The organism is Microbacterium sp. AC215, assembly GCF_979258645.1.
On the sequence record NZ_OZ409869.1, the window covers coordinates 141,733 to 168,195 of the forward strand.

Below are 26,463 nucleotides of genomic sequence, written 5' to 3' on the forward strand. Positions count from 1 at the left end.
GGCGTGATTCTCGCACCGGAGGCCCTCGTTTCGCCCGCCGACGACTTAGGGGACCCTAAGAAAACGCTGCGAATCCTCGGTGAATACGCGGGAAACGAGGGATGATCGACGTCCGGCGCCCGTTCTGCAAGAGTCTGCACGTTTTCCCTGCGCCGATAGGATCGCACACATGGCTGATTCCCTGACCTGGTCCGACGTGCTCACCACTCTTCTGGAGCGTCGCGACCTCAGCGTCTGGGAATCGACGTGGGCGATGCGTCAGATCATGCGGGGCGACGTCACGCAGGCGCAGCTCGCCGGTTTCCTCGTCGCCCTCCGCGCCAAGGGAGAGACGATCGATGAGATCGTCGGATTCCGTGATGCGATCCTCGAGGCGGCGGTGCCGCTGCCCGTGTCGCCCGACGTCCTCGACATCGTCGGCACCGGCGGTGACCGTGTCGGCACGGTCAACGTGTCGACCACCGCGGCCGTCATCATCGGGGCGACCGGCATCCCGGTGGTCAAGCACGGCAACCGCGCAGCGAGCTCCGCCTCCGGCTCATCCGACGTGCTGAGCGCGCTCGGGCTGGAGCTCACCCTCGATCCCGCGGCGGTGTCGTCGATCCTCGACCGCACGGGCATCACGTTCGCCTGGGCGGGCGCCTTCCACCCCGGATTCAAGCACGCGGGCGCCGTCCGTGCCGAACTCGGCGTCCCCACCGTCTTCAACATGCTCGGCCCCCTCTGCAACCCGGCTCGGGCCGAGGCGAACGCCGTCGGGGTGGCGCAGCTCGAGCGCGTCCCCCTCATCACGGGAGTGTTCCGGACGCGGGGCGCCACGGCCCTAGTGTTCCGCGGAGACGACGGCCTCGACGAGCTGACGACCACGGGGCACAGCCGCATCTGGGAGGTCACGCGCGGTGACATCCACGAGCACGATCTCGATCCTCGAGATCTCGGGATCCCGATCGCGGACCTCGCGGATCTGATCGGCGGAACGCCCGACCACAACGCGGCGGTGCTGCGCCGGACGCTCGAGGGGGAGACGGGCGCGGTGCGAGACATCGTGCTCCTCAACGCGGCGGCCGGGATCGTCGCCTTCGAGCTGTCCCAGGACGCGACTCAGGTACAGCGACCGATCCTCGAGCGTCTCCGCGAGGGCTACGAGCGGGCAGCCGCGGCGGTCGACGACGGTCGCGCCATAGCGAAGCTCGACGAATGGATCGGCGTCAGCCGCGAGCTGGCATCCGCATAGGAGATGTGATGGACCCGATCGCCGCCCTGCTCGAGATCGCCTCGCTGCTGGAGCGGGAACGCGCGTCGCGGTACCGGGCGAAGGCCTTCCGTCAGGCAGCTGCGACCCTGCAGCAGCTGCCGGAGGACGTGCGCTCGGATCCGACGAGGCTGCGCGCGGCGAAAGGGATCGGCGAATCGACCTTCGGAGTCATCCGACAGGCGCAGAGCGGAGAGGTTCCCGACTATCTCGTGGAGCTCCGAGGCGACGTGGAGCCCGAGCGCGTGTCGGCCCTGAGAGCGAAGCTCCGAGGGGACCTGCACGCGCACACCGACTGGTCGGACGGAACCACGCCTATCGGCGTGATGGCGTCAGCGGCGCGGGCTCTCGGTCACGAGTATCAGGCGATCACAGATCATTCCCCGCGTCTGCGGGTCGCCCGCGGACTCTCCGCGGAGCGGCTGCGCGAGCAGATGCCGCTCGTGAGGGCGGAATCGGGTGACGGGTTCACGCTGCTGGCGGGGATCGAGGTCGACATCCTCGAAGACGGCGCGCTGGATCAGGAGGACCCCCTCCTCGGGGAGCTCGACATCGTGGTCGCATCCGTTCATTCGAAGCTGCGGATGGACGCCCGGCCCATGACCGCACGGATGATCGCCGCCGTGAGCCACCCGCGCGTGAACGTGCTCGGGCATTGCACCGGACGGCTGGTGCAGGGGGACCGAGGCACTCGTCCGGAATCGCAGTTCGATGCCCGTGCCGTCTTCTCCGCATGCGCCGAGAACGGCGTCGCGGTCGAGATCAACTCCCGGCCGGAGCGTCAGGACCCGCCCGACGATCTGATCGCGATCGCCCTCGAGGCCGGCTGCCTCTTCTCGATCGACTCGGATGCGCACGCACCGGGTCAGCTCTCGCTCCTCGATCACGGTGCCGAGCGTGCCGAGAAGGCGGGGGTGCCTGCCTCCCGCATCATCACGACCTGGGGTCTCGACCGACTGCTGGCCTGGGCGAGCTGAGTCAGGCGTCGATCGTCGCGATCGCGGCGACGGCCCTGGTCATCGAGCCGCCCAGGTTCCACCGCTCAGCCAGTGCGGTCGCAGCATCAGCCTCGGACGGGTCGAGCGGACGCAGCGGGTCGCTCGGCGAGGTGATCGGGAGGTCGGTCGCGACGGCGACGACGGTGGGGGCGACCTCGAGGTACGTCGCGGCGGCGAGCACCTTCGCCCGGACCCCGGCGCTCATCCCCTCACCCGCCTCGGCAGCCGCGCGGATGCCGGCGAGATCGCCATGGGCCTGCAGGAGCGTGGCCGCGGTCTTCTCGCCGACGCCGGCCACGCCGGGAAGTCCGTCCGATGCGTCGCCGCGCATCGTCGCGAAGTCGGCGTACTGGCTCGGCAGCACGCCGTACTTCGCGACGACCACGGCATCCGTGACGATCTCGAGATTGCTCATGCCTCGTGCGGTATAGATGACGCGCACGTTCCTCGCGTCGTCGACGAGCTGGAACAGGTCTCGATCGCCCGTGACGATGTCGACCGGCATGGTGGCGTGCGTCGCCAGCGTGCCGATCACGTCGTCCGCTTCGTGCTCCGCGACGCCGATGATCGGGATGCCGAGCAGGGCGAGAGTCTCGCGGATGAGGGGGATCTGCGCCTCGAGGGGGTCGGGGACCTCCTCGACGTCGGGCCCCGCGGGCACGACCTCGACGACACGGTGCGCCTTGTAGCTGGGGATCAGGTCGACTCGCCACTGGGGTCGCCAGTCGTCGTCCCAGCACGCGACCACATGGGTCGGCTCGTACAGCGTCACCAGCTTCGCGATGATGTCGAGGAGTCCTCGTGCGGCGTTGATCGGGGAGCCGTCCGGCGCCGTGACCTTGTCGGGCACCCCGTAGAACGCACGGAAGTAGAGGCTTGCGGTGTCGAGCAGGAGGAGCTTGTCGGCGCGGGGCATGCAGACAGTCTGTCAGCGCGCCGAACGCGGATGGTATCGAGTCCGTCATATCGTCTCGGGATCTGATAACCTTGACTGTCACTCGTGGCGTGCCTATGCATGCCCGGGAGGCAGAAACCAATCAATCGCTGCAGAGCTCATGATCGGCCGTGCGCGGCCGGAGCCCTCAGCCCGAGTCTCCATTCACAAGGACAACCCACTACATGACTACCGCAACGACCGCCCCGGCCACCAAGCAGGTCGCCATCAACGACATCGGATCTGCTGAGGACTTCCTGGCCGCGGTCGAGAAGACCCTGAAGTTCTTCAACGACGGCGACATCATCGAAGGCACGATCGTCAAGATCGACCGCGATGAGGTCCTCCTCGATGTCGGATACAAGACCGAGGGCGTCATCCCCTCGCGCGAGCTCTCGATCAAGCACGACGTCGACCCGAACGAGGTCGTCAAGGTCGGCGACGAGGTCGAGGCCCTGGTTCTCCAGAAGGAGGACAAGGAAGGCCGTCTGATCCTCTCCAAGAAGCGTGCTCAGTACGAGCGTGCCTGGGGAGACGTCGAGAAGATCAAGGAGAACGACGGCGTCGTCACCGGTACGGTCATCGAGGTCGTCAAGGGTGGACTCATCGTCGACATCGGCCTCCGCGGCTTCCTGCCGGCCTCGCTCATCGAGCTGCGCCGCGTCCGCGACCTCACGCCGTACCTCGGCCAGGAGATCGAGGCCAAGATCCTCGAGCTCGACAAGAACCGCAACAACGTCGTGCTCAGCCGCCGTGCGCTGCTCGAGCAGACGCAGTCGGAGTCGCGCACCACGTTCCTGAACAACCTGCACAAGGGTCAGGTCCGCAAGGGTGTCGTGTCGTCGATCGTCAACTTCGGTGCATTCGTCGACCTGGGCGGCGTGGACGGCCTCGTGCACGTCTCCGAGCTGTCCTGGAAGCACATCGAGCACGCCTCCGAGGTCGTCGAGGTTGGCCAGGAGGTCACCGTCGAGATCCTCGAGGTCGACCTCGACCGCGAGCGCGTCTCCCTGTCGCTGAAGGCTACGCAGGAGGACCCGTGGCAGGTCTTCGCCCGTACCCACGCGATCGGACAGGTCACGCCGGGTAAGGTCACCAAGCTCGTTCCGTTCGGTGCGTTCGTTCGCGTCGCAGACGGCATCGAGGGCCTCGTCCACATCTCCGAGCTCTCCAGCAAGCACGTCGAGCTGGCCGAGCAGGTCGTGTCGGTCGGCGAAGAGGTCTTCGTCAAGGTCATCGACATCGACCTCGAGCGTCGTCGCATCTCGCTCTCGCTGAAGCAGGCGAACGAGGCAGTCGACGTCAACGGCACCGAGTTCGACCCGGCGCTCTACGGAATGCTCGCCGAGTACGACGAGGCCGGCGAGTACAAGTACCCGGAGGGCTTCGACCCCGAGACCGGTGCGTGGAAGGAAGGCTTCGACACCCAGCGCGAGGCATGGGAGCAGGAGTACGCTGCAGCCCAGGCTCGCTGGGAGGCGCACAAGGCTCAGGTTGCCAAGGCAGCCGAGGCCGAGGCGGCCGCTGGCGACGACTTCGGTGGTCAGGTCTTCTCGAGCGAGGCCGCAGGCGCGGGCACGCTCGCGGATGATGAGGCTCTCGCGGCTCTCCGCGAGAAGCTCTCGGGCGGCAACGCTTAAGCATCACGCTCTGAACGGGCCGTCATCCTTCGGGATGGCGGCCCGTTCTGCGTCTCGACGCGTCCTCGGATCTCCATGACCGATCATTACGCTCGCATTCGTCACATTCCGGCGGGTTGGACAGCATGGGGACATGACCTCTCTGCTCTCGGCGCCCTCGACGGCCGGCGCGTCGGCGATCGCCGGCACCGCACAGCCGGTGCGCCTGCAGGGGGTGGAGCGCAGCTTCACGCTCTCCCGCGGCCGGCGCGACGTCCTCCGCGCGGTCGACGTCGACGTCGCCGCCGGTGAGATCGTCGCCATCGTCGGTCCCTCCGGGTGCGGCAAGTCGACGTTGCTGCGGCTCGTCGGGGGACTGGATGCGCCGACCGGCGGCAGCATCCGCATCCAGGACACGCGCGTGGCCGACGTCGACGAGCGCACCGCCGTCGCGTTCCAGGAGCCCCGCCTGCTGCCATGGCGGACCATCGCCCAGAACATCGCACTCGGTCTGCCGCGTGGCACCGCGCGCCGCGAAGGCCGGGAACGTGTTCGGGAGCTCATCGAGCTCGTCGGCCTCGAGAAGGCCGCTGATCAGCGGCCACGCGAAGTGTCGGGTGGCATGGCGCAGCGCGCCTCGCTCGCACGCGCCCTCGCTCGCAATCCCGGCGTGCTGCTGCTCGACGAGCCGTTCGGTGCGCTCGATGCGCTCACCCGGCTGCGGATGCACGATCTGCTCCTCAAGATCCATGCGGCTGAGCCGACCACCGTCCTCCTCGTCACGCACGATGTCGAAGAAGCCCTCTATCTCGCCGATCGTGTGCTGCTGCTGCGCACGCTCGACGACGCCGACACGGAAGCGCCGTCCATCGTGCGCGCGATCACCGTCCCCGGCATCCGACCCCGGGACCGCGCCGATCGCGGTCTCGCCGACCTCCGCGCAGAGCTCCTCGAAGGACTCGGCGTGGACACCCACCACCGCACCGCCACCGAGGAGACCCGATGAGCACCATCACCCGACGAATCATCCCCGCGATCACGATCGCAGGGACGATGATGCTCGTCGCCACCGGCTGCGTCGCCGGTGAGAACGCCACCGCCTCGGACTCGTCGTCCGACGACGCGGCAGCCTCGGGGGAGTGGTCGGCGGACACTCTGTCCATCGACTTCGCGACCTACAACCCGCTTAGCCTCGTGATCCGCGACCAGGGGATCCTCGAGGAGATCCTCGGCGACGACGTCGAGGTCGAGTGGGTGCAGTCCGCGGGATCCAACAAGGCGAACGAGCTGCTGCGCTCCGGCTCGATCGACGTCGGCTCCACGGCCGGCTCGGCGGCACTGTTCGCCCGATCGAACGGCTCACCGATCCAGGTCATCGACATCTTCTCGCAGCCCGAATGGTCGGCGATCGTCGTCGGCCCCGATAGCGACATCACCTCGGTCGAGGACCTCGCGGGCAAGTCGGTCGCGGCGACGAAGGGAACGGACCCCTATTTCTTCCTGCTCCAGTCTCTTGAGGAAGCAGGCCTCTCGGTCGACGACGTCGAGGTCCAGAACCTCCAGCACGCCGACGGCCGTGCCGCTCTCGACAGCGGCTCGGTAGACGCCTGGGCGGGCCTCGATCCCATCATGGCCGCGGCCGAGGTGGAATCGGGCGATGAGCTCATCTACCGCAACGTGGACTTCAACACCTACGGCTTCCTCAACGCCACCGAGGACTTCATCGAGAACCACGCGGACCTCGCGCAGGCGGTCGTCGACGCATACGAGCAGGCGCGCGAGTGGGCCCTCGAGAACCCCGACGAGACCGCGGCGCTGCTCGCCGAGGTCGCAGGGATCGACCCCGCGGTCGCGACGACCGTCATCGAGGAGCGGTCGAACCTCGACGTCAGCGGCATCCCCGGTGAGGCGCAGATCGCCGTGCTCGAGAAGATCGCGCCGGTGCTGGTCGAATCCGGAGATGTCCAGGGTGGCGAGGCTTCGGTCGAGAAGGCGCTCGACTCCCTCATCAACGCCACCTTCGCCGAGAAGGCGGTCGGCGGCGAGTGATCACTCCCGACCAGCGCCTGGTGGTGCCCGCGGATGCGCAGGACGCGATCGACGCGGCGCGCGGAGTCCGGCGTCGTGACGAGGCCGGTGCCCGTCATGCCTGGGATCGACCCGCGGTGCGTCTCGTCGGCGGACTGCTGCTTCCGCTCATCATCGTCGGTGCCTGGCAGCTGGTCACGACCACCGGGCTCGTCGCGCCCTACCTGCTCCCTTCGCCGGCATCCGTCTTCACCGCGGGGGTCGAGCTGGCCGAGCGCGGCACGCTGTGGACGCACGTCGCTATCTCGGTGCAACGGGTCCTGCTCGGGTTCGCGGTCGGTTCTGTCATCGGACTCGCGGTGGCCGGCATCGTAGGTCTGTCACGGGTCGGCGACGTGCTGCTCAGTCCGACGCTCTCCGCGCTCCGAGCGGTGCCGTCGCTCGCCTGGGTGCCGCTGCTGATCCTGTGGATGCAGATCGGCGAGGAATCCAAGGTGACGCTGATCGCCATCGGCGCGTTCTTCCCGGTCTACACGACTGTCGCGTCCGCACTCCGCCACGTCGACCCGCAGCTGGTGGAGGCGGGACGCTCGTTCAGTCTTCGCGGATGGTCCCTCTTCCGCACGGTGCAGCTGCCGGCCGTCGTGCCGTCGGTCGCCGCGGGGCTCCGGCTGGCGCTCGCGCAGGCGTGGCTGTTCCTCGTCGCCGCCGAGCTGATCGCGTCGTCGATGGGACTCGGCTTCCTGCTGACCGACTCGCAGAACAGCGGCCGCGTCGATCGGATCATCCTCTCGATCGTCCTGCTGGCGCTGCTCGGCACGATCACCAACGCGATCCTCGTGGTGGTCGAGAAGTACCTGCTCCGTCGGTGGATGTGACGATGACCGAGGCGCGCCTGCACGAGACCCGTGCGTACCCGGCCCCTGCTGCGTTCGCCGCTCAGGCGAACGTCGCCGATGAGGCGTATGCGAGGGCCGCCGCGGATCCCACGGCCTTCTGGGAGCAGGCCGCGTCCCGACTCGACTGGGCAGAGCACTGGCACACGGCCCACGAGTGGGATCCGCCTGCGGGTGATGCCGTCCCGGCGGCGCGCTGGTTCGTGGGCGGGCGCCTCAACGTGGCATACAACTGCGTCGACCGTCATGTCGACGCCGGGCGCGGGGACAAGATCGCCCTCCACTTCGAAGGAGAGCCGGGGGACAGAGCTTCGGTCACGTACGCGGACCTCCAGCGTCGCGTCTCGCAGGCGGCGAACGCGCTGACCGCGCTCGGCATCGAACCGGGCGACCGGGTGGTCGTCTACCTGCCCGTGCTGATCGAGACGGTCGTGATCACGCTCGCATGCGCACGGATCGGCGCCGTGCACTCACTGGTGTTCGGCGGCTTCTCGGCCGAAGCGGTGCGCTTCCGTCTGATCGACACCGGCGCCAAGCTGCTCGTCACGAGCGACGGGCAGTTCCGCCGCGGCACCGCGACCGAGGTGAAGTCGACGGCCGACATCGCCGCAGCGGATCTGCCGGACCTCGAGCATGTGCTGGTCCTGCGGCGCACCGGCCAGGACGTGCCGTGGACAGACGGCAGAGACGTCTGGTGGCACGACACGGTCGGCACAGCCTCGTCCGACCACATCGCGCAGGCGTTCGACTCCGAGCATCCGCTGTTCATCATCTACACATCGGGGACCACCGGAAAGCCCAAGGGCCTCGTGCACACCTCCGGTGGCTACCTGACGCATGCGAGCTGGGCACACTGGGCGCACTTCGACGCGAAGCCCGACGACGTGCACTGGTGCACGGCGGACCTCGCGTGGGTGACCGCTCACACCTACGAGATCTACGGGCCTCTCTCCAACGGGCTGACCCAGGTGATCTACGAGGGAACGCCGGACACCCCCGATCACGAACGTCATCTCGAGATCATCGAGCGGTACGGCGTGACGGTGTACTACACGGCGCCGACGCTGATCCGCACCTTCATGACCTGGTTCGGGCCCGAACTCCCGTCGGGTCACGATCTCTCGACCCTCCGTCTGCTCGGGACCGTCGGCGAGGCGATCAATCCGGAGGCCTGGATCTGGTTCCGCCGGAACTTCGGACGCGATGAGCTGCCGGTCATCGACACCTGGTGGCAATCCGAGACCGGGGCGGCGATGATCGCGCCGCTGCCCGGAGTCACGACCCTCAAGCCGGGGTCCGCGTCCGTGCCGCTGCCCGGCATCGATGCGACGGTCGTCGACGCGGACGGCCACGAGGTCGCTCCCGGCCGGTCGGGCACGCTCGTGGTGCGCCGCCCGTGGCCGGGTATGGCGAGGACGGTGTGGGGCGACCCTCAGCGCTACCGCGATGCGTATTGGTCCGCCTACGCCGGGCACGGCGAACACGGCGGCTACTACGTGGCGGGCGACGGTGCGACGAGAGACGCCGACGGCTACATCTGGATCCTGGGGCGGCTCGATGACGTGGTGAACGTGTCGGGCCACCGGCTGTCCACGATCGAGATCGAGTCGGCGCTGGTGGCGCACGAGACGGTCGGCGAAGCGGGAACGGCCGGCGTCGCAGACCCCATCACAGGCCAGGCGGTGGTCGCCTTCGTGACTCCCTCCGGACGATCCGAGGTGTCGGTCGCCGCGCTGCGGTCGCAGGTGGCGGCTGCCATCGGTCCTGTCGCCAAGCCGAAGCACATCGTCGTGGTCGCCGACCTGCCGAAGACCCGCTCGGGAAAGATCATGCGCCGACTTCTCGCCCAGCTGTGGGAGGCCGAGCAGGATCGTCGCTCGGGACGAGCCCCAGCTCCGCTGGGAGACACGACATCGCTGCAGAATCCGTGGGCCGTCGGCGAGATCGCCGCCGTGCTCGAGAACGCTGAACTGAGGACATCATGACGGAAGAACATCGCTTCGGGTTTCGCACGAGGGCGCTGCATGCCGGCGGGACTCCCGACGCAGCGACCGGCGCCAGGGCCGTGCCGATCTACCAGACGACGTCGTTCGTGTTCGACGACGCGGCGGACGCCGGCAACCTCTTCGCCCTCCAGAAGTACGGGAACATCTACTCGCGCATCGGCAACCCCACCGTCGCCGCGCTCGAGGAACGTCTGGCCTCGCTCGAGGGCGGCATCGGCGCGGTCGCGACCGCCTCGGGGATGAGCGCGGAGTTCATCACGTTCGCGGCGCTCGTCGGAGCGGGCGACCATGTGGTCGCCGCGGCGCAGCTGTACGGGGGCACGGTGACCCAGCTCGACGTGACCCTGCGTCGTTTCGGCGTGGAGACGACGTTCGTCGCGTCGACCGATCCCGCCGACTACGCCGCCGCCATCCGTCCGGAGACCAAGGTCGTCTACGTGGAGATGATCGGCAATCCCTCGGGTGAGATCGCCGACATCGAGGGGCTGGCCGAGGTCGCTCATGCCGCAGGTGTGCCGCTGGTCGTGGACGCCACGCTCGCCACCCCGTACCTCGCGCGCCCTCTGGAGCACGGCGCGGACATCGTCATCCATTCGGTCACCAAGTTCCTGGGCGGACACGGGACGACGCTCGGCGGCGTCGTCATCGAGAAGGGCACCTTCGACTGGGGCAACGGCCGCTTCCCGCAGATGACAGAGCCGGTCGAGTCTTACGGCGGCATCAAGTGGTGGGACAACTTCGGCGAGTACGGCTTCCTCACCAAGCTCCGCACCGAGCAGCTGCGTGACATCGGTCCGGCGCTGAGCGCGCAGTCGGCGTTCAACCTCCTTCAGGGAGTCGAGACGCTGCCGCAGCGGATCGATGCGCACCTTGCGAACGCGCGGATCGTGGCCGAATGGCTCGACTCCGACCCCCGGGTGGAGTATGTGACGTGGGCGGGTCTCGAGCATCACCCGCACCACGAGCGCGCAGCGAAGTATCTGCCGCTCGGTCCTGGTTCGGTGTTCGCGTTCGGGGTCAAGGCCGACGACGGTCGCTCGGCGGGCGAGACGCTCATCGAGAATCTTCAGCTGGCATCGCACCTCGCGAACATCGGGGACGCGCGCACGCTCGTCATCCACCCGGCATCGACGACCCACCGTCAGCTCACGGAATCGCAGCTCGTCGCGGCGGGCGTGCGACCGGACCTCATCCGCATCTCGGTGGGCCTCGAGGACGCAGAAGACGTCATCTGGGATCTTGACCAGGCCCTCACGACAGCGACAGGAGCCACTCGATGAGCGGAATCGAGACCACCGGCGCCGACGCCTGCGCGCTGCCGACCGCCCAGGATTCTGTGGCCTGCGCCCTGCCCGCATCCGCGCCGGCGCACCCGGATCGGACCTGGGAGGGTCCCAGCCAGCAGCAGCGCTTCGGCATATTGCGACGCGCGAAGTCGGTCGCCATCGTCGGCGCGTCGAACAATCCCGCGCGCGCCTCGTACTTCGTCGCGACGTACCTGCTCTCCAGCACCGCATACGACGTCTATCTCGTCAACCCGCGGGAATCGGAGATCCTCGGTCAGCCGGTCTACGCCTCACTGTCCGACGTGCCCGTGGTTCCGGACATCGTCGACGTCTTCCGCCGCCATGACGACCTGCCCGGCGTCGCCCAGGAGGCGATCGAAGCCGGGGCGCAGACCCTGTGGCTGCAGCTGGGATCGTGGAATGAGGATGCCGCGGCGATCGCCGAGGGCGCGGGGCTCTCGGTGGTGATGGATCGGTGCATCAAGATCGAGCACGCCCGGTTCCACGGAGGCCTCCACCTGGCCGGTTTCGACACCGGCGTCATCAGCTCGCGACGGCAGCTGCTGGCCCGCTGATCCGCGATCTCAGCCCCGTTTAGACTGGCGAGATGCCTCTCATCGCGCTCACCGGCGGCATCGCCTCGGGCAAGTCGACCATCGCACGACGACTCGCAGAGCTCGGCGCGGTGGTCGTCGACGCCGATCAGATCGTCCGTGACGTGCAGTCGCCCGGCTCCGAGGTTCTGGCTCGGATCGAGGATGCCTTCGGCGCGGACGTCATCTCGGCGGACGGCGCACTCGACCGCGCCGCCCTGGGGGCCATGGTCTTCGGCGATCCGGAGCGGCTGGCGCGGCTGAACGCGATCGTGCATCCGGCCGTCCGTGCCGAGTCGCAGCGACGATTCGAGGCGGCAGCGGCCGCCGATCCGGACGGTGTGGTCGTGTACGACGTGCCCCTTCTGGTCGAGGCGCGCGTCGATGACCCCTGGGACCTGATCGTCGTCGCCCATGCGCCTGCCCAGGAGCGCAGACGGAGGCTCGTGGAGTTGCGCGGCATGGCGGAACAGGCTGCGCAGGAGCGGATCGATGCGCAGGTCTCGGACGAGCGTCGGCTGGCGATCGCCGACGAGGTCGTCGACACATCCGGATCCCTGGAGCAGACGATGCTGCAGACCGATGCCCTGTGGGAGCGGATCCGCTCGTCGTGACCTTCACCGGTCACGCACCTGGATCCCCTGCCTATCGGCGTCTCATCGTCGGGCTCTTCTTCGCCGGCATCGCGACATTCGCCCAGCTCTATTCGCCGCAGGCCGTTCTGCCGCAGCTGTCGTCCGATCTCGGGATCACGCCTGCCACCGCGGCGCTCGCTGTATCGGCCGCGACGCTCGGTCTCGCGGCGGCGGTGATCCCGTGGTCGATGGTCGCGGATCGCATCGGCCGAGTGCCGGCGATGGGGACCGGCATCCTCGCCGCTACCGTTCTGGGTCTCGTCGCTCCGCTCAGCACCGGCATGGAGATGCTGCTGGCGCTGCGCCTGCTCGAGGGCATCGCGCTGGGCGCCGTGCCGGCCGTAGCGCTCGCGTACCTCAGCGAGGAGGTGAGTGCGCGGCATGCCGCGGCGGCCGCGGGGAGCTACATCGCCGGGACGACCGTGGGTGGTCTGCTCGGTCGCGTCGTGTCCGGATTGGCGGGCGAGCAGTGGGGGTGGCGTGCGGGAATCTGGGTCGTGGCCGGTGTCTGCGCGATGGCGGCCGCTCTCTTCCTCTGGCTGACGCCGAAGGCCCGGGGGTTCGTGCCCGGTCGGCTTCGCCAGGGTGCGACAAGCGGGATGCTCGCGCGTCTCGTGTCGCCGATGCGCTCCGCACCGCAACTCGCCCTCTACGCGCAGGGCTTCCTTCTCATGGGGGCGTTCGTCGCGGTGTACAACTACCTCGGATTCCACCTCATCGACGCGCCGTTCTCTCTTCCGAGCTGGCTGGTGACCCTGCTCTTCCTCGCCTACCTCGCGGGCACCGTCTCGTCACCGACCGCCGGTGCTCTCGCATCTCGCTTCGGTCGGTACCCGGTGCTGCTGTGCTCGATCGCGGTGATGGGGATCGGAGCGCTCGCCATGCTCAGCCGGGCCGCGCTGCCGGTGGTCCTCGGGCTGCTGCTCTTCACGGGCGGCTTCTTCGGCGCACATGCGGTTGCGTCGGGGTGGGCTCCGGCCGCTGCCACGCCGGACAGTCGTGCGCAGGCATCGTCGCTCTACTACTTCGGCTACTACGCGGGCTCGAGCCTGTTCGGATGGGCGCTGGGCATCGTGTTCGGCAGGGCGGACTGGGCGTGGTTCGTGGGCGCGATCATCACGATGTGCGCGGTGTCGGCGGCACTCGCGGCGCGCGCGCTCCGGTCGTCGCCGACAGGACGCATATGATCGCGAGGCGGCACCGCCGCGCAGCCGCTCGCCGGCGCGACCGACCCGAAGGACCAGCACCATGCGCATGAGGCATCTTGCAGCGTACGACCACGAGCTGCGCACGGATGCGGAAGTGGTGCATGCCCTCGATGTGGCGACGCACGGACCGCTGCGTCTCGCCGCCTTTCCGGGCGGGCGCGGGTTCGTGTCGTACGCCGATCTCGGCGGGGTCGATCAGGGCGGCATCGAGGCGCTCGTCGATGCCGCGCTCGCGCACTTCGGGAGGCGGAGCGAGATCGACTCGATCGAGTGGAAGACGCGCGGGCATGACCGGGCACCGGGGCTCGGCGGGACTCTCGAAAGCCGAGGCTTCGTGCCGGAGGAGACGGAGTCGGTGATGATCGGCGAGGCGGAGCTGCTCGCCCAGCCGGTGTCGCTCCCCGCCGGAGTCGAGCTTCGGCGCGCGCGAACGGAGACCGAGGTGTTCGCGATGGAGGAGATGCAGGGCAGGGTGTTCGGCGATCCCCGGTGGCGGGTGCGGGTGGAGACGACGCTGCAGCGCATCCGCGAGGACGACACGGTGGAGCTGTGGACCGCCGTCGCCGGAGACGAGGTGATCAGCGCTGGACGGCTCGAACCGGTCACGGGCACGCGATTCGCCGGTCTGTGGGGAGGTGCGACGCTGCCCGAGTGGCGGGGCCGCGGCGTCTATCGGGCTCTGACGGCCCAGCGGGCGCGATCCGCCCTCGCCCTCGGCAAGGTGTATCTGCACTCGGATTCCACGGAGTTCTCGCGGCCGATCCTCGAGCGGGCCGGGCTCGTCACGGTCACGACCACCACTCCCTACGTGTGGACGCGGTCGACTGACTGACGGGCAGGGATTCCGCTGGGGGCTCTCGTGGCCCCGATGTCGGTGGCCCGGCATACGCTGGAGGTATGCAAACCACGCGCAGCGTCCGTCCTTTCGAGGTCATCAGCGAATACGCGCCCGCCGGCGACCAGCCGAAGGCCATCGCCGAGCTCGCGTCGCGCATCAATGCCGGCGAGACAGACATCGTCCTGCTCGGTGCCACGGGTACCGGAAAGTCCGCGACGACCGCCTGGCTGGTCGAGCAGGTGCAGCGTCCGACGCTCGTCCTCGCGCACAACAAGACTCTCGCCGCGCAGCTCGCCAACGAGTTCCGCGAGCTGATGCCGAACAACGCCGTCGAGTACTTCGTCTCCTACTACGACTACTACCAGCCGGAGGCGTACGTCCCGCAGACGGACACCTTCATCGAGAAGGACTCGTCGATCAACTCCGAGGTCGAGCGTCTCCGCCACTCGACGACCAACTCGCTGCTGAGCCGTCGGGATGTGATCGTGGTCTCGACGGTCTCCTGCATCTACGGTCTCGGTGCGCCAGAGGAGTACCTCCGGGCGATGGTCGCGCTCCAGGTGGGGGAGCGCTACGACCGGGACGCGCTGATCCGACAGTTCATCTCGATGCAGTACAACCGGAATGACGTCGACTTCTCCCGAGGCAACTTCCGCGTGCGGGGAGACACCATCGAGATCATCCCCGTATACGAGGAGCACGCGATCCGCATCGAGCTGTTCGGCGATGAGATCGAAGCGCTCTATTCGCTGCATCCGCTCACCGGAGAGGTGATCGAGAAGCTCGACTCCGTGCCGATCTTCCCCGCCTCGCACTACGTCGCCGGCACCGACGTGATCCAGCGCTCCATCGGCACGATCGAGCACGAGCTCGAAGAGCGGCTCAAGGAGTTCGAGCGTCAGGGAAAGCTCCTCGAGGCCCAGCGCCTGAGGATGCGCACCACGTTCGACCTCGAGATGCTGCAGCAGCTCGGGTTCTGCTCGGGCATCGAGAACTACTCCCGGCACATGGACGGGCGCCAGCCGGGCGAGCCGCCGCACACGCTGCTCGACTTCTTCCCTGACGATTTCATGCTCGTGATCGACGAGTCGCACGTGACGGTGCCGCAGATCGGTGCGATGTACGAGGGCGACGCCTCTCGCAAGCGCACGCTCGTCGAGCACGGCTTCCGGCTTCCGAGCGCGATGGACAACCGGCCGCTGCGCTGGGACGAGTTCAAGAACCGAATCGGACAGACCGTCTATCTCTCTGCGACACCGGGCAAGTACGAGATGGGGATCGCCGACGGCGTGGTCGAGCAGATCATCCGCCCGACCGGACTCGTCGACCCGCACATCATCGTGAAGCCGTCGAAGGGGCAGATCGACGACCTCCTCGAGGAGATCCGGCTTCGGGTCGAACGCGACGAGCGTGTGCTCGTCACGACACTCACGAAGAAGATGTCCGAGGAGCTCACGGACTTCCTCGGCGAGCACGGCGTACGCGTGCGATACCTGCACTCGGACGTGGACACTCTGCGACGGGTCGAGCTGCTCAGTGAACTGCGTGCCGGGGTGTACGACGTCCTCGTGGGAATCAACCTGCTCCGAGAGGGGCTCGACCTGCCTGAGGTGTCCCTCGTCGCGATCCTCGACGCCGACAAGGAAGGCTTCCTCCGGTCAGGCACCTCGCTCATCCAGACGATCGGTCGCGCGGCGCGAAACGTCTCCGGCGAAGTGCACATGTACGCCGACAAGATCACCGACTCGATGGCGAAGGCGATCGAAGAGACCGATCGCCGCCGCGAGAAGCAGGTCGCGTACAACCTCGAGAACGGTATCGACCCTCAGCCGCTGCGTAAACGGATCGCCGACATCACCGAGGTGCTCGCGCGTGAGGGCGCCGACACCGCTGAGATGATGTCCGGGCGCGGGAGAGCGACCGGCAAGGGCAAGTCGCCGACGCCGAACCTGCGGCGCACCGGCATCGCCGCAGAAGGAGCTCAGCAGCTCGAAGCGGTGATCCAGGACCTCTCGGATCAGATGCTCGCGGCTGCCGCCGAGCTCAAGTTCGAGCTCGCCGGGCGGTTGCGCGACGAGGTGCAGGACATGAAGAAGGAACTGCGCGCGATGGAGAAGGCCGGCCACGCCTGAGAAGCCCGGAGGCACCAGGATGGATGCAGCGGGCGAGGAGCTCGCCGATCGAGTGCGAGCGATCCTCACACTCGATGAGGACGTCGAGGAGAAGCGCATGTTCGGCACGCGCGCCTTTCTCCTCGATGGGCACATCCTCGTCGGAGCGCGCGCGGGCGGGGTTCTGCTCGTCCGGGTCGATGGCGAGCACGGTGACTCGCTGATCACCCGCCCCGGGGTGGCGGTCGCGGTCATGGGCGCGCGGACGATGGGCACCAGCTGGCTCGATGTGTCGCCGAGCGTGCTCGTCGACGACGATGATCTCGCCTCGTGGCTCGACGTCGCACGCCAAGACGCGCAGCGCTACGACTGAGAGCGAGAGTCTCAGCTGACGCGCGAGGGCGAGTCTCAGCCGACGGGTGAGATCCCCTGTCAGGGGCAGTGAACGAGGGTCTTCGGACCTGAACGGTCGATCTCGTGCTCGCTCATCGGTGCACCGCACAACGGGCAGGCGCGCTCTGCCCGCTCGGACGGGCTCGGCGGGGGAGTCTTCTCGTAGGGGCCGACGGAGGCGGGGCCCGCGAAGCGGATCAGATTCGAGTTGATCCACGCGTACAGTCCTCCGGCCTCGCGAATCCGAGTGCGGAGCGGAGGTCGATCGTCAGAACTGGCCATGTTGCTTAGTGTACTAACTATTAGGGTCAATGTATATTCGAAGCCGTGACCGCATCGGACGACCTGCTCAAACTCGACAATCAGCTCTGCTTCGCCCTGGTGACCGCAGCGCGCAACGTCGTGGCGATCTACCGGCCGATCCTCGAGCCGCTCGGGCTCACGCATCCGCAGTATCTCGTGATGCTGGCGCTCTGGGAGCGTGCTCCGCGTCCCTTGAACGATCTTGCGGCTGACCTCGCTCTCGAGCCGGCGACGGCGTCTCCCCTGGTGAAGCGTCTGGAAGCCGACGGGCTGGTCGCCAGACAACGCAGCGTCGAGGACGAGCGCCGTCTCGACATCACCCTCACGGACACGGGTCGAGCTCTGCGAGATCGCGCTCTCGACGTTCCTCGACAGGTGATGGCCGCCGTGGGGATGGATCTCGAGCAGGTAGCCACACTGCGCGACGGGTTGTCGGCATTCGCGGGTCGCCGCCCCGCCATGGAGTGACCGCACCGTAGGGTGTGGGCATGCCGAGCGAACCCCAGACGCGTCTTGCGCGCCGGAGCGTCGATCGCATGGTCCTCTCGACTCTCGTCGTGGGACTCTTCGTCGTGGCCATGATCGCTGCGGCGATCCAGGGCGCGCCGACGTTCCGCCCCGCCGCGCCGATTCCTCGGGGGACAGCGGAGCCGCTGCCGTCCAGTGATCCGGGTGCCACCGGGGTTCCCGAGCCGATGGAGATCGACTCCACCGCCGCCGCGGTCGTTCAGACGCTCGCCGTGATCCTCATGGCGCTGGTCGCTGCGGGGCTCATCGCGCTCCTCGTGATCGCCGCGAGAGCCCTGCTGCGAGCGTGGCGGGATCGCCCGCTGGGCCGTCGTGACGCGGCGGCGGTCGCATCCGAGGTCGATCACCTCACCTCGGCGCCGGAACCCGAGATCGCCGTCGCTGTGATGCAGCGCGGGATCGCCGGGGCGCTCATGCGGATAGACGAGCGCACCCGAGCGTCTGATGCCATCGTCGCCGCGTGGATCGGCCTCGAAGAGAGTGCCGCAGACGCAGGGGTGAAGCGAGCGGCGACCGAGACTCCCGGCGAGTTCGTGGTGCGGATCATCACTCTGCGGCCCGGGGTGGCCGGGGACGCCGCGTCGCTGCTGCGTCTCTACGAGAGCGTCCGATTCGGAGCCGGGTCGGCCGACGAGGGCGACCGGGCCTCGGCGAGAGAGGCCCTGCGACGCATCGAGGAGGTGTGGCGGTGACTGTCCGCAGAACGCTGGTCGCAGCGGGGGCGGCGGTCCTCGTCGCTCTGGCGCTCCTCGGCTTCGGCTTCACCTGGCCGTTCGTGATCGCATGGGGTCTCCTGATCGGTGCGGTCGGTCTGCTCGCGCAGCTCGCGATGCCGCTCGAGCCGGGGTTCGACGCGCCGCGCATAGACGTGGATCCGGATCGACGACCTACCGAGATCTCTCGCATGGCGTGGGCACTGAACACACACACCGGCATCGCGGGAGCGCAGATCACTCGCCGTGTCGGGGTGATCCTGCGTCAGCGCCTGATGCGCCACGGAGCGGATCCGGATGACCCTGCCCACCGCGACCGACTCCCGCGGCTGATCGACCCGGGAGTCTGGGAGCGCCTGACGGGACCGGAGACGACGATCGTCGACGTCGAGAGGGCGCTGGACGCGATCGATCGACTTGATCCCACCTCGCCGGACGAACCGTCACCCCGGTTGCACGTACCGACCCCCGACCACGGGCGGCCCTCGCCGCCGCGTCCATGAAGGAGATGCCATGACGAGCCCCGCAGAGATCGCCGCCACCGGAGCCCGGATCCTGGCCGCCGTGCGAACAGTCGTCGTGGGCATGGACGACCCGGTCGAGATCGCTCTCGCCTCGATCCTCGCCGGCGGTCACGTGCTGTTCGAGGATGTGCCGGGCCTGGGGAAGACGCTCGCCGCGCGCAGCCTCGCCTCGGCGCTGGGGCTGTCGTTCCGGCGCTTGCAGTGCACTCCGGACATGCTGCCCGGCGATGTCACGGGGTCGTACGTCTACGCACCGGACTCGGGGGACTTCGTCTTCCGGCCGGGGCCGATCTTCACCGGACTGCTGCTCGCCGACGAGATCAACAGGACCACGCCGAAGACGCAGTCGGCGATGCTCGAGGCGATGGCGGAGCGCCAGGTGACCGTCGAGGGCAACAGCTTCGCCCTGCCCGCGCCATTCCATGTGATCGCGACGTCGAATCCGATCGAGTACGAGGGCACGTACGCGCTGCCCGAGGCACAGCTCGACAGGTTCATGGTGCGGCTGTCCGTCGGCTATCCGGCGGCGGAGAGCGAGGCCCGCATCCTGGAGAACCGCGTGAGCAGGCGCCAGGAGGCTGCTCACATCGCTCCGGTCATCGACGCCGCTCAGCTCATCTCCCTGCAGGAGGCCGTCGAGGCCATCCACGTCGACCCGGACATCTCGCGCTACTGCGTCGAGATCGCACGCGCCACCCGGACCGCGGCGAACGTCGAGGTCGGTGCGTCGCCGCGGGGTTCTCTGGGGCTGCTGCTGCTGGGACGAGCGCTCGCGGCTCTGGATGGCCGCGACTTCGTCCGTCCGGACGACATCAAGCGGATCGCCGTGCCCGTGCTGGCGCATCGTCTCACGCTCACACCTCAGGCGTGGGCCCAGGGCGCGTCGGCATCCGATGTGGTGCGCTCGGTCGTCGGACAGGTGGCTGTTCCGCCGACCGTCGGAGTGCTCGGATGACGGACGGACCCGACGCGGGGCGTCGCGGTCCTGTGTTGTCCGTGGCGATCGGAGGCGCTGTCCTGCTCGCCGCGGTCGGCCTTCTCGCAGGAAGACCCGACGTGGTGGCGATGGGGCTTCCTCTGGCCATCTGGAGCGGTCTCGCGATCGCGCGGGGCACATCCGGCGCGGTGACGAAGATCGCGATCGACGCGGTGCCCGGGCGCGATGGCGAGCTGCTCACGTCGATCGCGGTGGACAGCGATGCGGATGCCGTCGAGGTGGTGGTGGTGCAGTCGGAGCGTCGCAGCAGACGCGTGATCGTGCCCGGCGGTGGCTTCACATTCACTGCGCGGAGCAAGGTCCTGCACTCCGGTCCGACGATCCCGGTCCAGGCGGCAGCGAGGGGGTTCTCCTTCGAGGGAGCGGCGCTCTCGTCGACGTCGGACCTCGCCGCCATCAGGCGTCAGGTGGCCCCGCCCCGCCGATCATTCGACGCGCTCCCGCTGCCGCGACGACTGACGGGGTCGCATGGCGCGCACGAGGGGCGTCGGGCGGGTCAGGGCGGTGACTTCCGGGACATCCACCCCTTCGCGCCCGGCGACGAACTCCGCCGCGTGGACTGGCGGGCGACGGCGCGGATGTCCCGCCGGCCAGGCGATCTGCTGGTCCGTCGGACCAATACGCTCAGCGACTCGTCGGTCGTGGTCGCCATGGACACGTCTGAGGATCTGGGTGAGGTCGTCGCCTCGTGGGGGAGCGGCGACCGCGAACGCAGCGGCGTGACCTCCCTCGACCTCGCGAGGGAGGCTGCGCGAGCCATCGCCGACTCGGCCATAGGCGAGGGCGACCGCGTCGCACTTCACGTGCTCGTGCACGGCGGCCGGTCGTTGAGGAGCGGCGGCGGCTCGAGGCACCTGGCACGGGTCGTGGCGGCCATCGCCGCGACGGGCCAGGCGAGAGACGACGCGACTTTCCGTCGCACTCCTCCCGTGCCGCACGGCTCGGTGGTCTTCGTGCTGTCGACCTTCTTCGAGGGCGCCGCCGCTCGGACCGCGCTGATGTGGAGGGCCAGCGGCCACAGAGTCGTCGCCGTCGATGTCCTCCCTCCGCTCGACCGTGCTCGGCTCACCCGTGCGCAGCTGATCGGCTTGCGCACCGTGCTCGCAGAGAGGGGGAACGTGTTCGCGGATCTCCACGGCGCCGGAGTCGACGTGGTCTCGTGGGCCTCGGACCCGTCCTCGGCGATGCGTGCGATCGCGAGGGCCGGGCGATGAGAGCGAACGACACGCTACGGACGGGTCCTTCCGTCCCGGGACTCGTCGTGAGGGGCGCGCTCGTCGTCGCCGTCGCCGCGGGTGCTGCCATGCTGTGCCCGTTGCTCGGATGGCAGGTGGCGGCAGTCGTCCTGGCGATCATCGCCGCCGCTCTTCCGCAGACTTTCGCGGCCTGGGGGTCGATCGGATGCCTCGTGATCGGGATGCTGATCTCGGAGCCCGACGTCGGGCGCGCGATGATCGCTGTGCTCGCGGTGCAGGTGATCCATGTCCTCATGTCGCTCTCCCTCGTGATCCCGGCCGGCTCCCGCGTGATCGTGACCGCCCTCCGTCCGAGCCTGGTGAGGCTGATCGTCGTGCAGGTGATCGCCCAGCCGATCACCGTGGCCGTCATGGTGGTCATGCGCATCGACACCCCCGCGTCGCTGCCGACAGTGCCCTGGGCCGCTGTCGCCGGGGCCGGAGCCGTGGTCGCACTCGTCGCGACCCTGCTCACGCGGGCGAACCGCGGTACTCGAGAGCACTGATCGCTTCCCTGTGAGCCCTCACGGAGCCAATGTCGGTGGCCACTCGTAGACTTGATCAGTGCCTATCGTCCCGGTTGCAACCCCAGGAAAACTCAGTGTCCGCGGTGCCCGCGTACACAATCTCAAGAACGTCGACATCGACATCCCACGCGACTCCCTCGTCGTGTTCACCGGCCTGTCCGGATCGGGAAAGTCCAGTCTGGCCTTCGACACGATCTTCGCTGAAGGACAGCGTCGCTACGTCGAGTCGCTGAGCGCCTACGCGCGTCAGTTCCTCGGTCAGGTCGACCGACCGGACGTCGACTTCATCGAGGGCCTCAGCCCTGCGGTGTCGATCGACCAGAAGTCGACCAACCGCAACCCGCGGTCCACGGTCGGAACCATCACCGAGATCTACGACTACATGCGTCTGCTGTGGGCGCGGATCGGGATTCCGCACTGCCCCGAGTGCGGTGCGCGCATCCAACGTCAGACCGTCCAGCAGATCGCCGACCAGCTCATGGAGCTGCCCGAGCGCACCCGCTACCAGATCGTCGCGCCCATCGTCTCGCAGAAGAAGGGCGAGTTCGTCGACCTGTTCCGCGAGCTGGGGGCCAAGGGCTATTCGCGCGCGATCGTCGACGGCGACCTCATCCAGCTCGCCGAGCCGCCCACGCTCAAGAAGAGCTACAAGCATGACATCGCCGTCGTCGTCGACCGCCTCGTCGCGGCAGACGACATCCTCGGCCGAGTCACGGACTCGGTCGAAACCGCGCTCGGGCTCGCCGGCGGCGTGGTGCAGATCAACTACGTCGACGCAGAGGGCGACGACGCGTGGCAGTCCTTCTCCGAGAAGCTCGCCTGCCCGAACGGCCACGCGCTCACCCTCACCGAGATCGAACCACGCACGTTCTCGTTCAACGCGCCCTTCGGTGCCTGTCCGGCCTGCTCGGGTCTCGGCACCCGCATGTCCGTCGACATCGACCTGATGCTCGGCGACGAGGAGCTCTCCATCCGCGAGGGCGCGATCATCCCGTGGACCACTCAGGGCAAGGGACTCTTCCAGTACTACGAGCGGCTGCTCGAGGGATTGGCCGACGACCTCAACTTCTCTCTCGACACCCCGTGGCAGGATCTGCGCGTCGACGTTCAGGACGCGATCCTGCGCGGCGACAACTACAAGGTCACCGTCAAGTTCAAGAACCGCTATGGGCGCGAGATGCGCTATGCATCGGGGTTCGAAGGCGTCGTGCCGTACATCGAGCGGCAGTACGCCCAGGCCGAGTCCGACACGCAGCGCTCGCGCTGGGGCGAGTACCTCCGCGAGGTCCCCTGCCCGGTGTGCGACGGCAACCGACTCAAGCCCGAGGTGCTCGCGGTGCAGGTGCACGGGCATTCGATCGCCGAGGTGTCGCACCTGAGCCTTGCCGACGCGCGGTCGTTCATGGAGACCCTCACCCTCACCGATCGTGAGGCGAAGATCGCGGCTCAGGTGCTACGTGAGATCCGCCTGCGACTCGACTTCCTCCTGCAGGTCGGGCTCTCCTACCTCAACCTCAGCCGGTCCGCCGGGTCGCTCTCCGGTGGAGAAGCGCAGCGCATCCGGCTGGCGACGCAGATCGGCTCCGGGCTCACCGGCGTCCTCTACGTCCTCGACGAGCCGTCGATCGGTCTGCACCAGCGTGACAATCGTCGTCTGATCGACACCCTTCTGAAACTTCGCGACCTCGGGAACACGCTCATCGTCGTCGAGCACGACGAAGAGACGATCGAAGCCGCTGACTGGGTCGTCGACATCGGACCGGGTGCCGGCGTGAACGGTGGAGAGGTCGTGCATTCCGGTCCGTATTCGGCTCTGTTGAACGAGCCGAACTCGATGACGGGCGAATACCTCTCGGGTGCGCGCGAGATCCCCACTCCGGCGAAGCGTCGCAAGCTCGACAAGAAACGCATGCTGAGCGTGGTCGGCGCCCGCGAGAACAACCTCAAGAACGTCAGCGTGAACTTCCCGCTGGGCGTTCTCACGGCGGTGACCGGCGTGTCGGGTTCGGGCAAGTCGTCGCTCGTCAACGACATCCTGTACCAGGTGCTGGCCTCGCGGCTCAACGGCGCCCGCACGGTTCCCGGAAAGCACACGCGTGTGTCAGGGCTCGACAACCTCGACAAGGTCGTGCACGTCGATCAGGCACCGATCGGCCGCACGCCGCGGTCCAACCCGGCCACCTACACCGGCGTGTTCGACCGCATCCGCTCGCTGTTCAGCGAGACCCCCGAGGCGAAGGTCCGTGGCTATCAGCCAGGGCGATTCAGCTTCAACGTCAAGGGCGGTCGCTGCGAGGCGTGCTCGGGCGACGGCACGATCAAGATCGAGATGAACTTCCTGCCCGACGTGTACGTCGACTGCGAGGTCTGCCACGGCAAGCGCTACAACCGCGACACGCTGTCGGTGCACTACAAGGGCAAGAACATCGCCGAGGTCCTCGAGATGCCGATCGCGGAAGCGGCCGAGTTCTTCGAGCCCATTCAGGCGATCCACCGCTACATGAAGACCCTCGTCGACGTCGGGCTCGGGTATGTGCGCCTCGGTCAGTCGGCGACGACTCTCTCCGGCGGCGAGGCTCAGCGCGTCAAGTTGGCCACCGAGCTCCAGCGGCGCAGCAACGGTCGCAGCATCTACGTCCTCGACGAGCCGACCACCGGTCTGCACTTCGAAGACGTGCGCAAGCTCCTCGAGGTACTGAACGGACTCGTCGACAAGGGCAACACGGTGATCGTCATCGAGCACAACCTCGATGTGATCAAGTCCGCGGACTGGGTGATCGACCTCGGGCCCGAGGGCGGCTCGGGCGGCGGCGAGATCCTGGCGACCGGCACTCCCGAGCAGATCGCGCGAGTCGAGGACAGCCACACGGGTCAGTTCCTCGCCGAGATCCTGGGTGAGGGGCGCTCTGCGCGGAAGGCCAGCTGATGGCCGACGTCCTGCCGTACAAGCCGCGGGCTGGTGAGATCCCCACCAACCCCGGCGTGTACCGCTTCCGCGATGCTGATGGACGCGTGCTGTACGTCGGCAAGGCCAAGAACCTGCGCCAGCGACTGTCGAACTACTTCGCTCCGCTGCGCACGCTCCACGAACGCACGCGGCGCATGGTCACCACGGCGTCGTCCGTCGAGTGGACCGTCGTCTCGACGGACGTGGACTCGCTTCAGCTGGAGTACATGTGGATCAAGGAGTTCGATCCGCCCTTCAACGTCCGCTACAAGGACGACAAGTCCTACCCGTTCATGGCCGTGACCCTGGGTGATGAGGCGCCGCGCGTGATCGTGACCAGGAACCGCAAGATTCCCGGTGCCCGATACTTCGGTCCTTATCCCAAGGTCTGGGCGGTGCACGAGACGATCGACCTGATGGTCAAGGCATTCCCGATCCGCACCTGCAGCGACTCCAGCTACAAACGCGCGATGCAGACCGGCCGGCCGTGCTTTCCTGGGCAGATCGGCAAGTGCGGCGGGCCGTGCTCGATGACGGTGACGATCGAGGAGCACCGTGCCATGGTCGATGACTTCGTCGCCTTCATGGCGGGCGGCGATGAGCGCTTCACCCGAGAGCTGACCAAGCGGATGCTGGCGGCGTCGGCCGCGATGGATTACGAGGCCGCCGCCAGATACCGTGACAAGCTCACCGCGATCGAGGCCGTGCTCGGCAAGAGCGCGCTCGTGCTCGCGACCGACGAGGATGCCGACCTCTTCGGCATCGCGGAAGACGAGCTGGCTGCCGCCGTGCAGCACTTCGTGATCCGCGGCGGGCGCGTCCGCGGTGTTCGCGCGATGACGATCGAGAAGGAGATCGACATCTCGACAGCCGATCTCGTCGACCAGGTGCTGCAGCGCGCGTACGGCGATGCGCAGGATGTGCCCCGGCGGATCATCGTGCCGACCCTTCCCGACGACGCGGCCGAGCTCGAGGTCTGGCTGCGCGAGCGGCGAGGCAAGAAGGTCGAGATCGCCATCGCCCAACGGGGGCAACGCGCTGATCTCATGCGCACGGCGACCCTCAACGCGCAGCAGGCCCTGATCAGGTACAAGACCCGTCGTACGAGCGACTACGTCGCACGAACCCAGGCTCTGACCGATCTGCAGGAGGCGTTGGGGATGTCGGAGGCGCCGCTTCGCATCGAGTGCTTCGACATCTCGCACCTCGGTGGCACGAACGTCGTCGCCTCGATGGTGGTCTTCGAAGATGGACTTCCCCGCAAAGACCAGTACCGGTCGTTCAACATCGCCGAGACCACCGACGATACGGACTCGATGTACCAGGTGCTGCGTCGTCGACTCGCCTACCTCGATCGTCCGGAAGAGATCGATGAGCCCGCATCCGCAGCGGTCCCCGTGGAGGCGGGAGACGAGTCCGAGGACGTCGTCGTGGAGGTCAAGCGCAAACCGCGCTTCGCCTATCCGCCTCAGCTGCTGCTGGTCGACGGTGGACAGCCCCAGGTCGAAGCGGCGGCACGTGCACTGCGTGACGCCGGGCACACCGAGATCGCCGTGTGCGGCATCGCCAAACGGCTCGAGGAGATCTGGCTCCCGGCGGAGGACTTCCCGGTGATCCTGCCGCGCACCAGCGAGTCGCTCTACCTGCTGCAGCGGCTGAGAGACGAGGCCCACCGGTTCGCGATCACGCACCAACGCAAACGACGCAAGAACGACATCACGTCGATCCTGGCCGAGGTGCCAGGCCTCGGCTCCTCGAGGATCAAGGTCCTCCTGAAGCACTTCGGCTCCGTCACCGCGCTGCGCTCCGCGCCTCTGGAGGCGATCCAGGAGGTGCAGGGGATCGGTCCTGTCCTCGCACAGAACATCCATACGCATCTCTCCACTCGCTAG

At 67.9% G+C, this 26,463-nt stretch carries 24 protein-coding genes; 22 read left to right on the plus strand and 2 right to left on the minus strand.

Translation table 11 applies throughout. The features are described from left to right. Positions 1-169: 169 nt before the first annotated feature. Both trpD and ACZZZF_RS00805 read left to right on the plus strand, forming a co-directional pair. Complete coding sequence (gene trpD / locus ACZZZF_RS00800; protein ID WP_053096699.1) at positions 170-1,234, plus strand: anthranilate phosphoribosyltransferase; 1,065 nt, start codon at positions 170-172, stop codon at positions 1,232-1,234. Between the two features lie 8 nt (positions 1,235-1,242). Further along, on the plus strand, positions 1,243-2,229 hold the full coding sequence (locus tag ACZZZF_RS00805; protein ID WP_463496679.1) for a PHP domain-containing protein: 987 nt from the start codon (positions 1,243-1,245) through the stop codon (positions 2,227-2,229). Between the two features lies 1 nt (position 2,230). On the opposite strand, the gene ACZZZF_RS00810 is transcribed toward ACZZZF_RS00805, so the two are convergent. Then, positions 2,231-3,166: a 5'-3' exonuclease gene (locus ACZZZF_RS00810; protein ID WP_056278945.1), complete on the minus strand. Its 936-nt coding sequence runs from the start codon at positions 3,164-3,166 to the stop codon at positions 2,231-2,233. A 203-nt stretch (positions 3,167-3,369) separates the two neighbouring features. Between ACZZZF_RS00810 and rpsA the strand changes: the two genes are divergently transcribed. The 12 genes from rpsA (at position 3,370) to ACZZZF_RS00870 (ending at position 16,777) form a co-directional block, all read left to right on the plus strand. After that, on the plus strand, positions 3,370-4,824 hold the full coding sequence (gene rpsA / locus ACZZZF_RS00815) for a 30S ribosomal protein S1 (protein WP_053096692.1): 1,455 nt from the start codon (positions 3,370-3,372) through the stop codon (positions 4,822-4,824). 133 nt (positions 4,825-4,957) lie between these two features. Beyond that, positions 4,958-5,809, plus strand: coding sequence for an ABC transporter ATP-binding protein (locus tag ACZZZF_RS00820; RefSeq protein ID WP_463496681.1), 852 nt, complete (start codon positions 4,958-4,960; stop codon positions 5,807-5,809). Continuing rightward, positions 5,806-6,852 (plus strand): aliphatic sulfonate ABC transporter substrate-binding protein, encoded by a 1,047-nt coding sequence (locus tag ACZZZF_RS00825; RefSeq protein ID WP_056278943.1) that lies wholly within the window; start codon positions 5,806-5,808, stop codon positions 6,850-6,852. The genes ACZZZF_RS00820 and ACZZZF_RS00825 overlap by 4 nt, the downstream gene beginning before the upstream one ends. Next, positions 6,849-7,709 carry an ABC transporter permease gene (locus ACZZZF_RS00830; RefSeq protein ID WP_463496682.1) on the plus strand — a complete coding sequence of 287 codons (861 nt, stop codon included), beginning with the start codon at positions 6,849-6,851 and terminating at the stop codon, positions 7,707-7,709. Before ACZZZF_RS00825 ends, ACZZZF_RS00830 begins: the two co-directional genes overlap by 4 nt. A 2-nt stretch (positions 7,710-7,711) precedes the next feature. Beyond that, entirely contained in the window at positions 7,712-9,712 is a 2,001-nt protein-coding gene (gene acs / locus ACZZZF_RS00835) for an acetate--CoA ligase (protein WP_463496683.1), read from the plus strand. Beyond that, on the plus strand, positions 9,709-11,013 hold the full coding sequence (locus ACZZZF_RS00840; RefSeq protein WP_463496685.1) for an O-acetylhomoserine aminocarboxypropyltransferase/cysteine synthase family protein: 1,305 nt from the start codon (positions 9,709-9,711) through the stop codon (positions 11,011-11,013). The genes acs and ACZZZF_RS00840 overlap by 4 nt, the downstream gene beginning before the upstream one ends. Next, positions 11,010-11,594 (plus strand): CoA-binding protein, encoded by a 585-nt coding sequence (locus tag ACZZZF_RS00845; RefSeq protein WP_463496687.1) that lies wholly within the window; start codon positions 11,010-11,012, stop codon positions 11,592-11,594. The genes ACZZZF_RS00840 and ACZZZF_RS00845 overlap by 4 nt, the downstream gene beginning before the upstream one ends. A 32-nt stretch (positions 11,595-11,626) precedes the next feature. Further along, positions 11,627-12,226, plus strand: coding sequence for a dephospho-CoA kinase (coaE, locus tag ACZZZF_RS00850; RefSeq protein WP_463496688.1), 600 nt, complete (start codon positions 11,627-11,629; stop codon positions 12,224-12,226). Beyond that, positions 12,223-13,434 (plus strand): MFS transporter, encoded by a 1,212-nt coding sequence (locus tag ACZZZF_RS00855; RefSeq protein WP_463496690.1) that lies wholly within the window; start codon positions 12,223-12,225, stop codon positions 13,432-13,434. Before coaE ends, ACZZZF_RS00855 begins: the two co-directional genes overlap by 4 nt. 67 nt (positions 13,435-13,501) lie before the next feature. Further along, a complete protein-coding gene (locus tag ACZZZF_RS00860; RefSeq protein WP_053099158.1) occupies positions 13,502-14,287 on the plus strand; it encodes a GNAT family N-acetyltransferase in 786 nt (261 codons plus the stop codon). Positions 14,288-14,352: 65 nt separating this feature from the next. Next, positions 14,353-16,425 carry an excinuclease ABC subunit UvrB gene (uvrB, locus tag ACZZZF_RS00865; protein WP_053096678.1) on the plus strand — a complete coding sequence of 691 codons (2,073 nt, stop codon included), beginning with the start codon at positions 14,353-14,355 and terminating at the stop codon, positions 16,423-16,425. Positions 16,426-16,444: 19 nt separating this feature from the next. Continuing rightward, positions 16,445-16,777 carry a TfoX/Sxy family protein gene (locus tag ACZZZF_RS00870; RefSeq protein WP_463496691.1) on the plus strand — a complete coding sequence of 111 codons (333 nt, stop codon included), beginning with the start codon at positions 16,445-16,447 and terminating at the stop codon, positions 16,775-16,777. Positions 16,778-16,836: 59 nt separating this feature from the next. Here the strand turns inward: ACZZZF_RS00870 and ACZZZF_RS00875 are convergent, their stop codons facing one another. After that, complete coding sequence (locus tag ACZZZF_RS00875; protein ID WP_053096676.1) at positions 16,837-17,079, minus strand: hypothetical protein; 243 nt, start codon at positions 17,077-17,079, stop codon at positions 16,837-16,839. A 45-nt stretch (positions 17,080-17,124) separates the two neighbouring features. Between ACZZZF_RS00875 and ACZZZF_RS00880 the strand changes: the two genes are divergently transcribed. From ACZZZF_RS00880 to uvrC, 8 genes are read left to right on the plus strand one after another with little or no spacing between them, the layout of a single operon-like run. Next, positions 17,125-17,568 (plus strand): MarR family winged helix-turn-helix transcriptional regulator, encoded by a 444-nt coding sequence (locus ACZZZF_RS00880; protein ID WP_053096674.1) that lies wholly within the window; start codon positions 17,125-17,127, stop codon positions 17,566-17,568. 20 nt (positions 17,569-17,588) lie between these two features. Continuing rightward, positions 17,589-18,320: a DUF4129 domain-containing protein gene (locus tag ACZZZF_RS00885; RefSeq protein WP_463496693.1), complete on the plus strand. Its 732-nt coding sequence runs from the start codon at positions 17,589-17,591 to the stop codon at positions 18,318-18,320. Beyond that, a complete protein-coding gene (locus ACZZZF_RS00890) occupies positions 18,317-18,844 on the plus strand; it encodes a hypothetical protein (protein WP_463496695.1) in 528 nt (175 codons plus the stop codon). The genes ACZZZF_RS00885 and ACZZZF_RS00890 overlap by 4 nt, the downstream gene beginning before the upstream one ends. Positions 18,845-18,854: 10 nt before the next feature. Next, positions 18,855-19,820 carry an AAA family ATPase gene (locus ACZZZF_RS00895; RefSeq protein WP_056278936.1) on the plus strand — a complete coding sequence of 322 codons (966 nt, stop codon included), beginning with the start codon at positions 18,855-18,857 and terminating at the stop codon, positions 19,818-19,820. After that, complete coding sequence (locus tag ACZZZF_RS00900; protein ID WP_463496696.1) at positions 19,817-21,076, plus strand: DUF58 domain-containing protein; 1,260 nt, start codon at positions 19,817-19,819, stop codon at positions 21,074-21,076. Before ACZZZF_RS00895 ends, ACZZZF_RS00900 begins: the two co-directional genes overlap by 4 nt. Continuing rightward, a complete protein-coding gene (locus tag ACZZZF_RS00905) occupies positions 21,073-21,603 on the plus strand; it encodes a hypothetical protein (protein WP_150115084.1) in 531 nt (176 codons plus the stop codon). The genes ACZZZF_RS00900 and ACZZZF_RS00905 overlap by 4 nt, the downstream gene beginning before the upstream one ends. Before the next feature lie 58 nt (positions 21,604-21,661). Continuing rightward, entirely contained in the window at positions 21,662-24,550 is a 2,889-nt protein-coding gene (gene uvrA, locus ACZZZF_RS00910) for an excinuclease ABC subunit UvrA (protein ID WP_053096663.1), read from the plus strand. After that, the gene (uvrC, locus tag ACZZZF_RS00915) at positions 24,550-26,463 is read left to right on the plus strand and encodes an excinuclease ABC subunit UvrC (RefSeq protein WP_463496698.1); all 1,914 of its coding nucleotides are present in this window, start codon (positions 24,550-24,552) and stop codon (positions 26,461-26,463) included. The genes uvrA and uvrC overlap by 1 nt, the downstream gene beginning before the upstream one ends.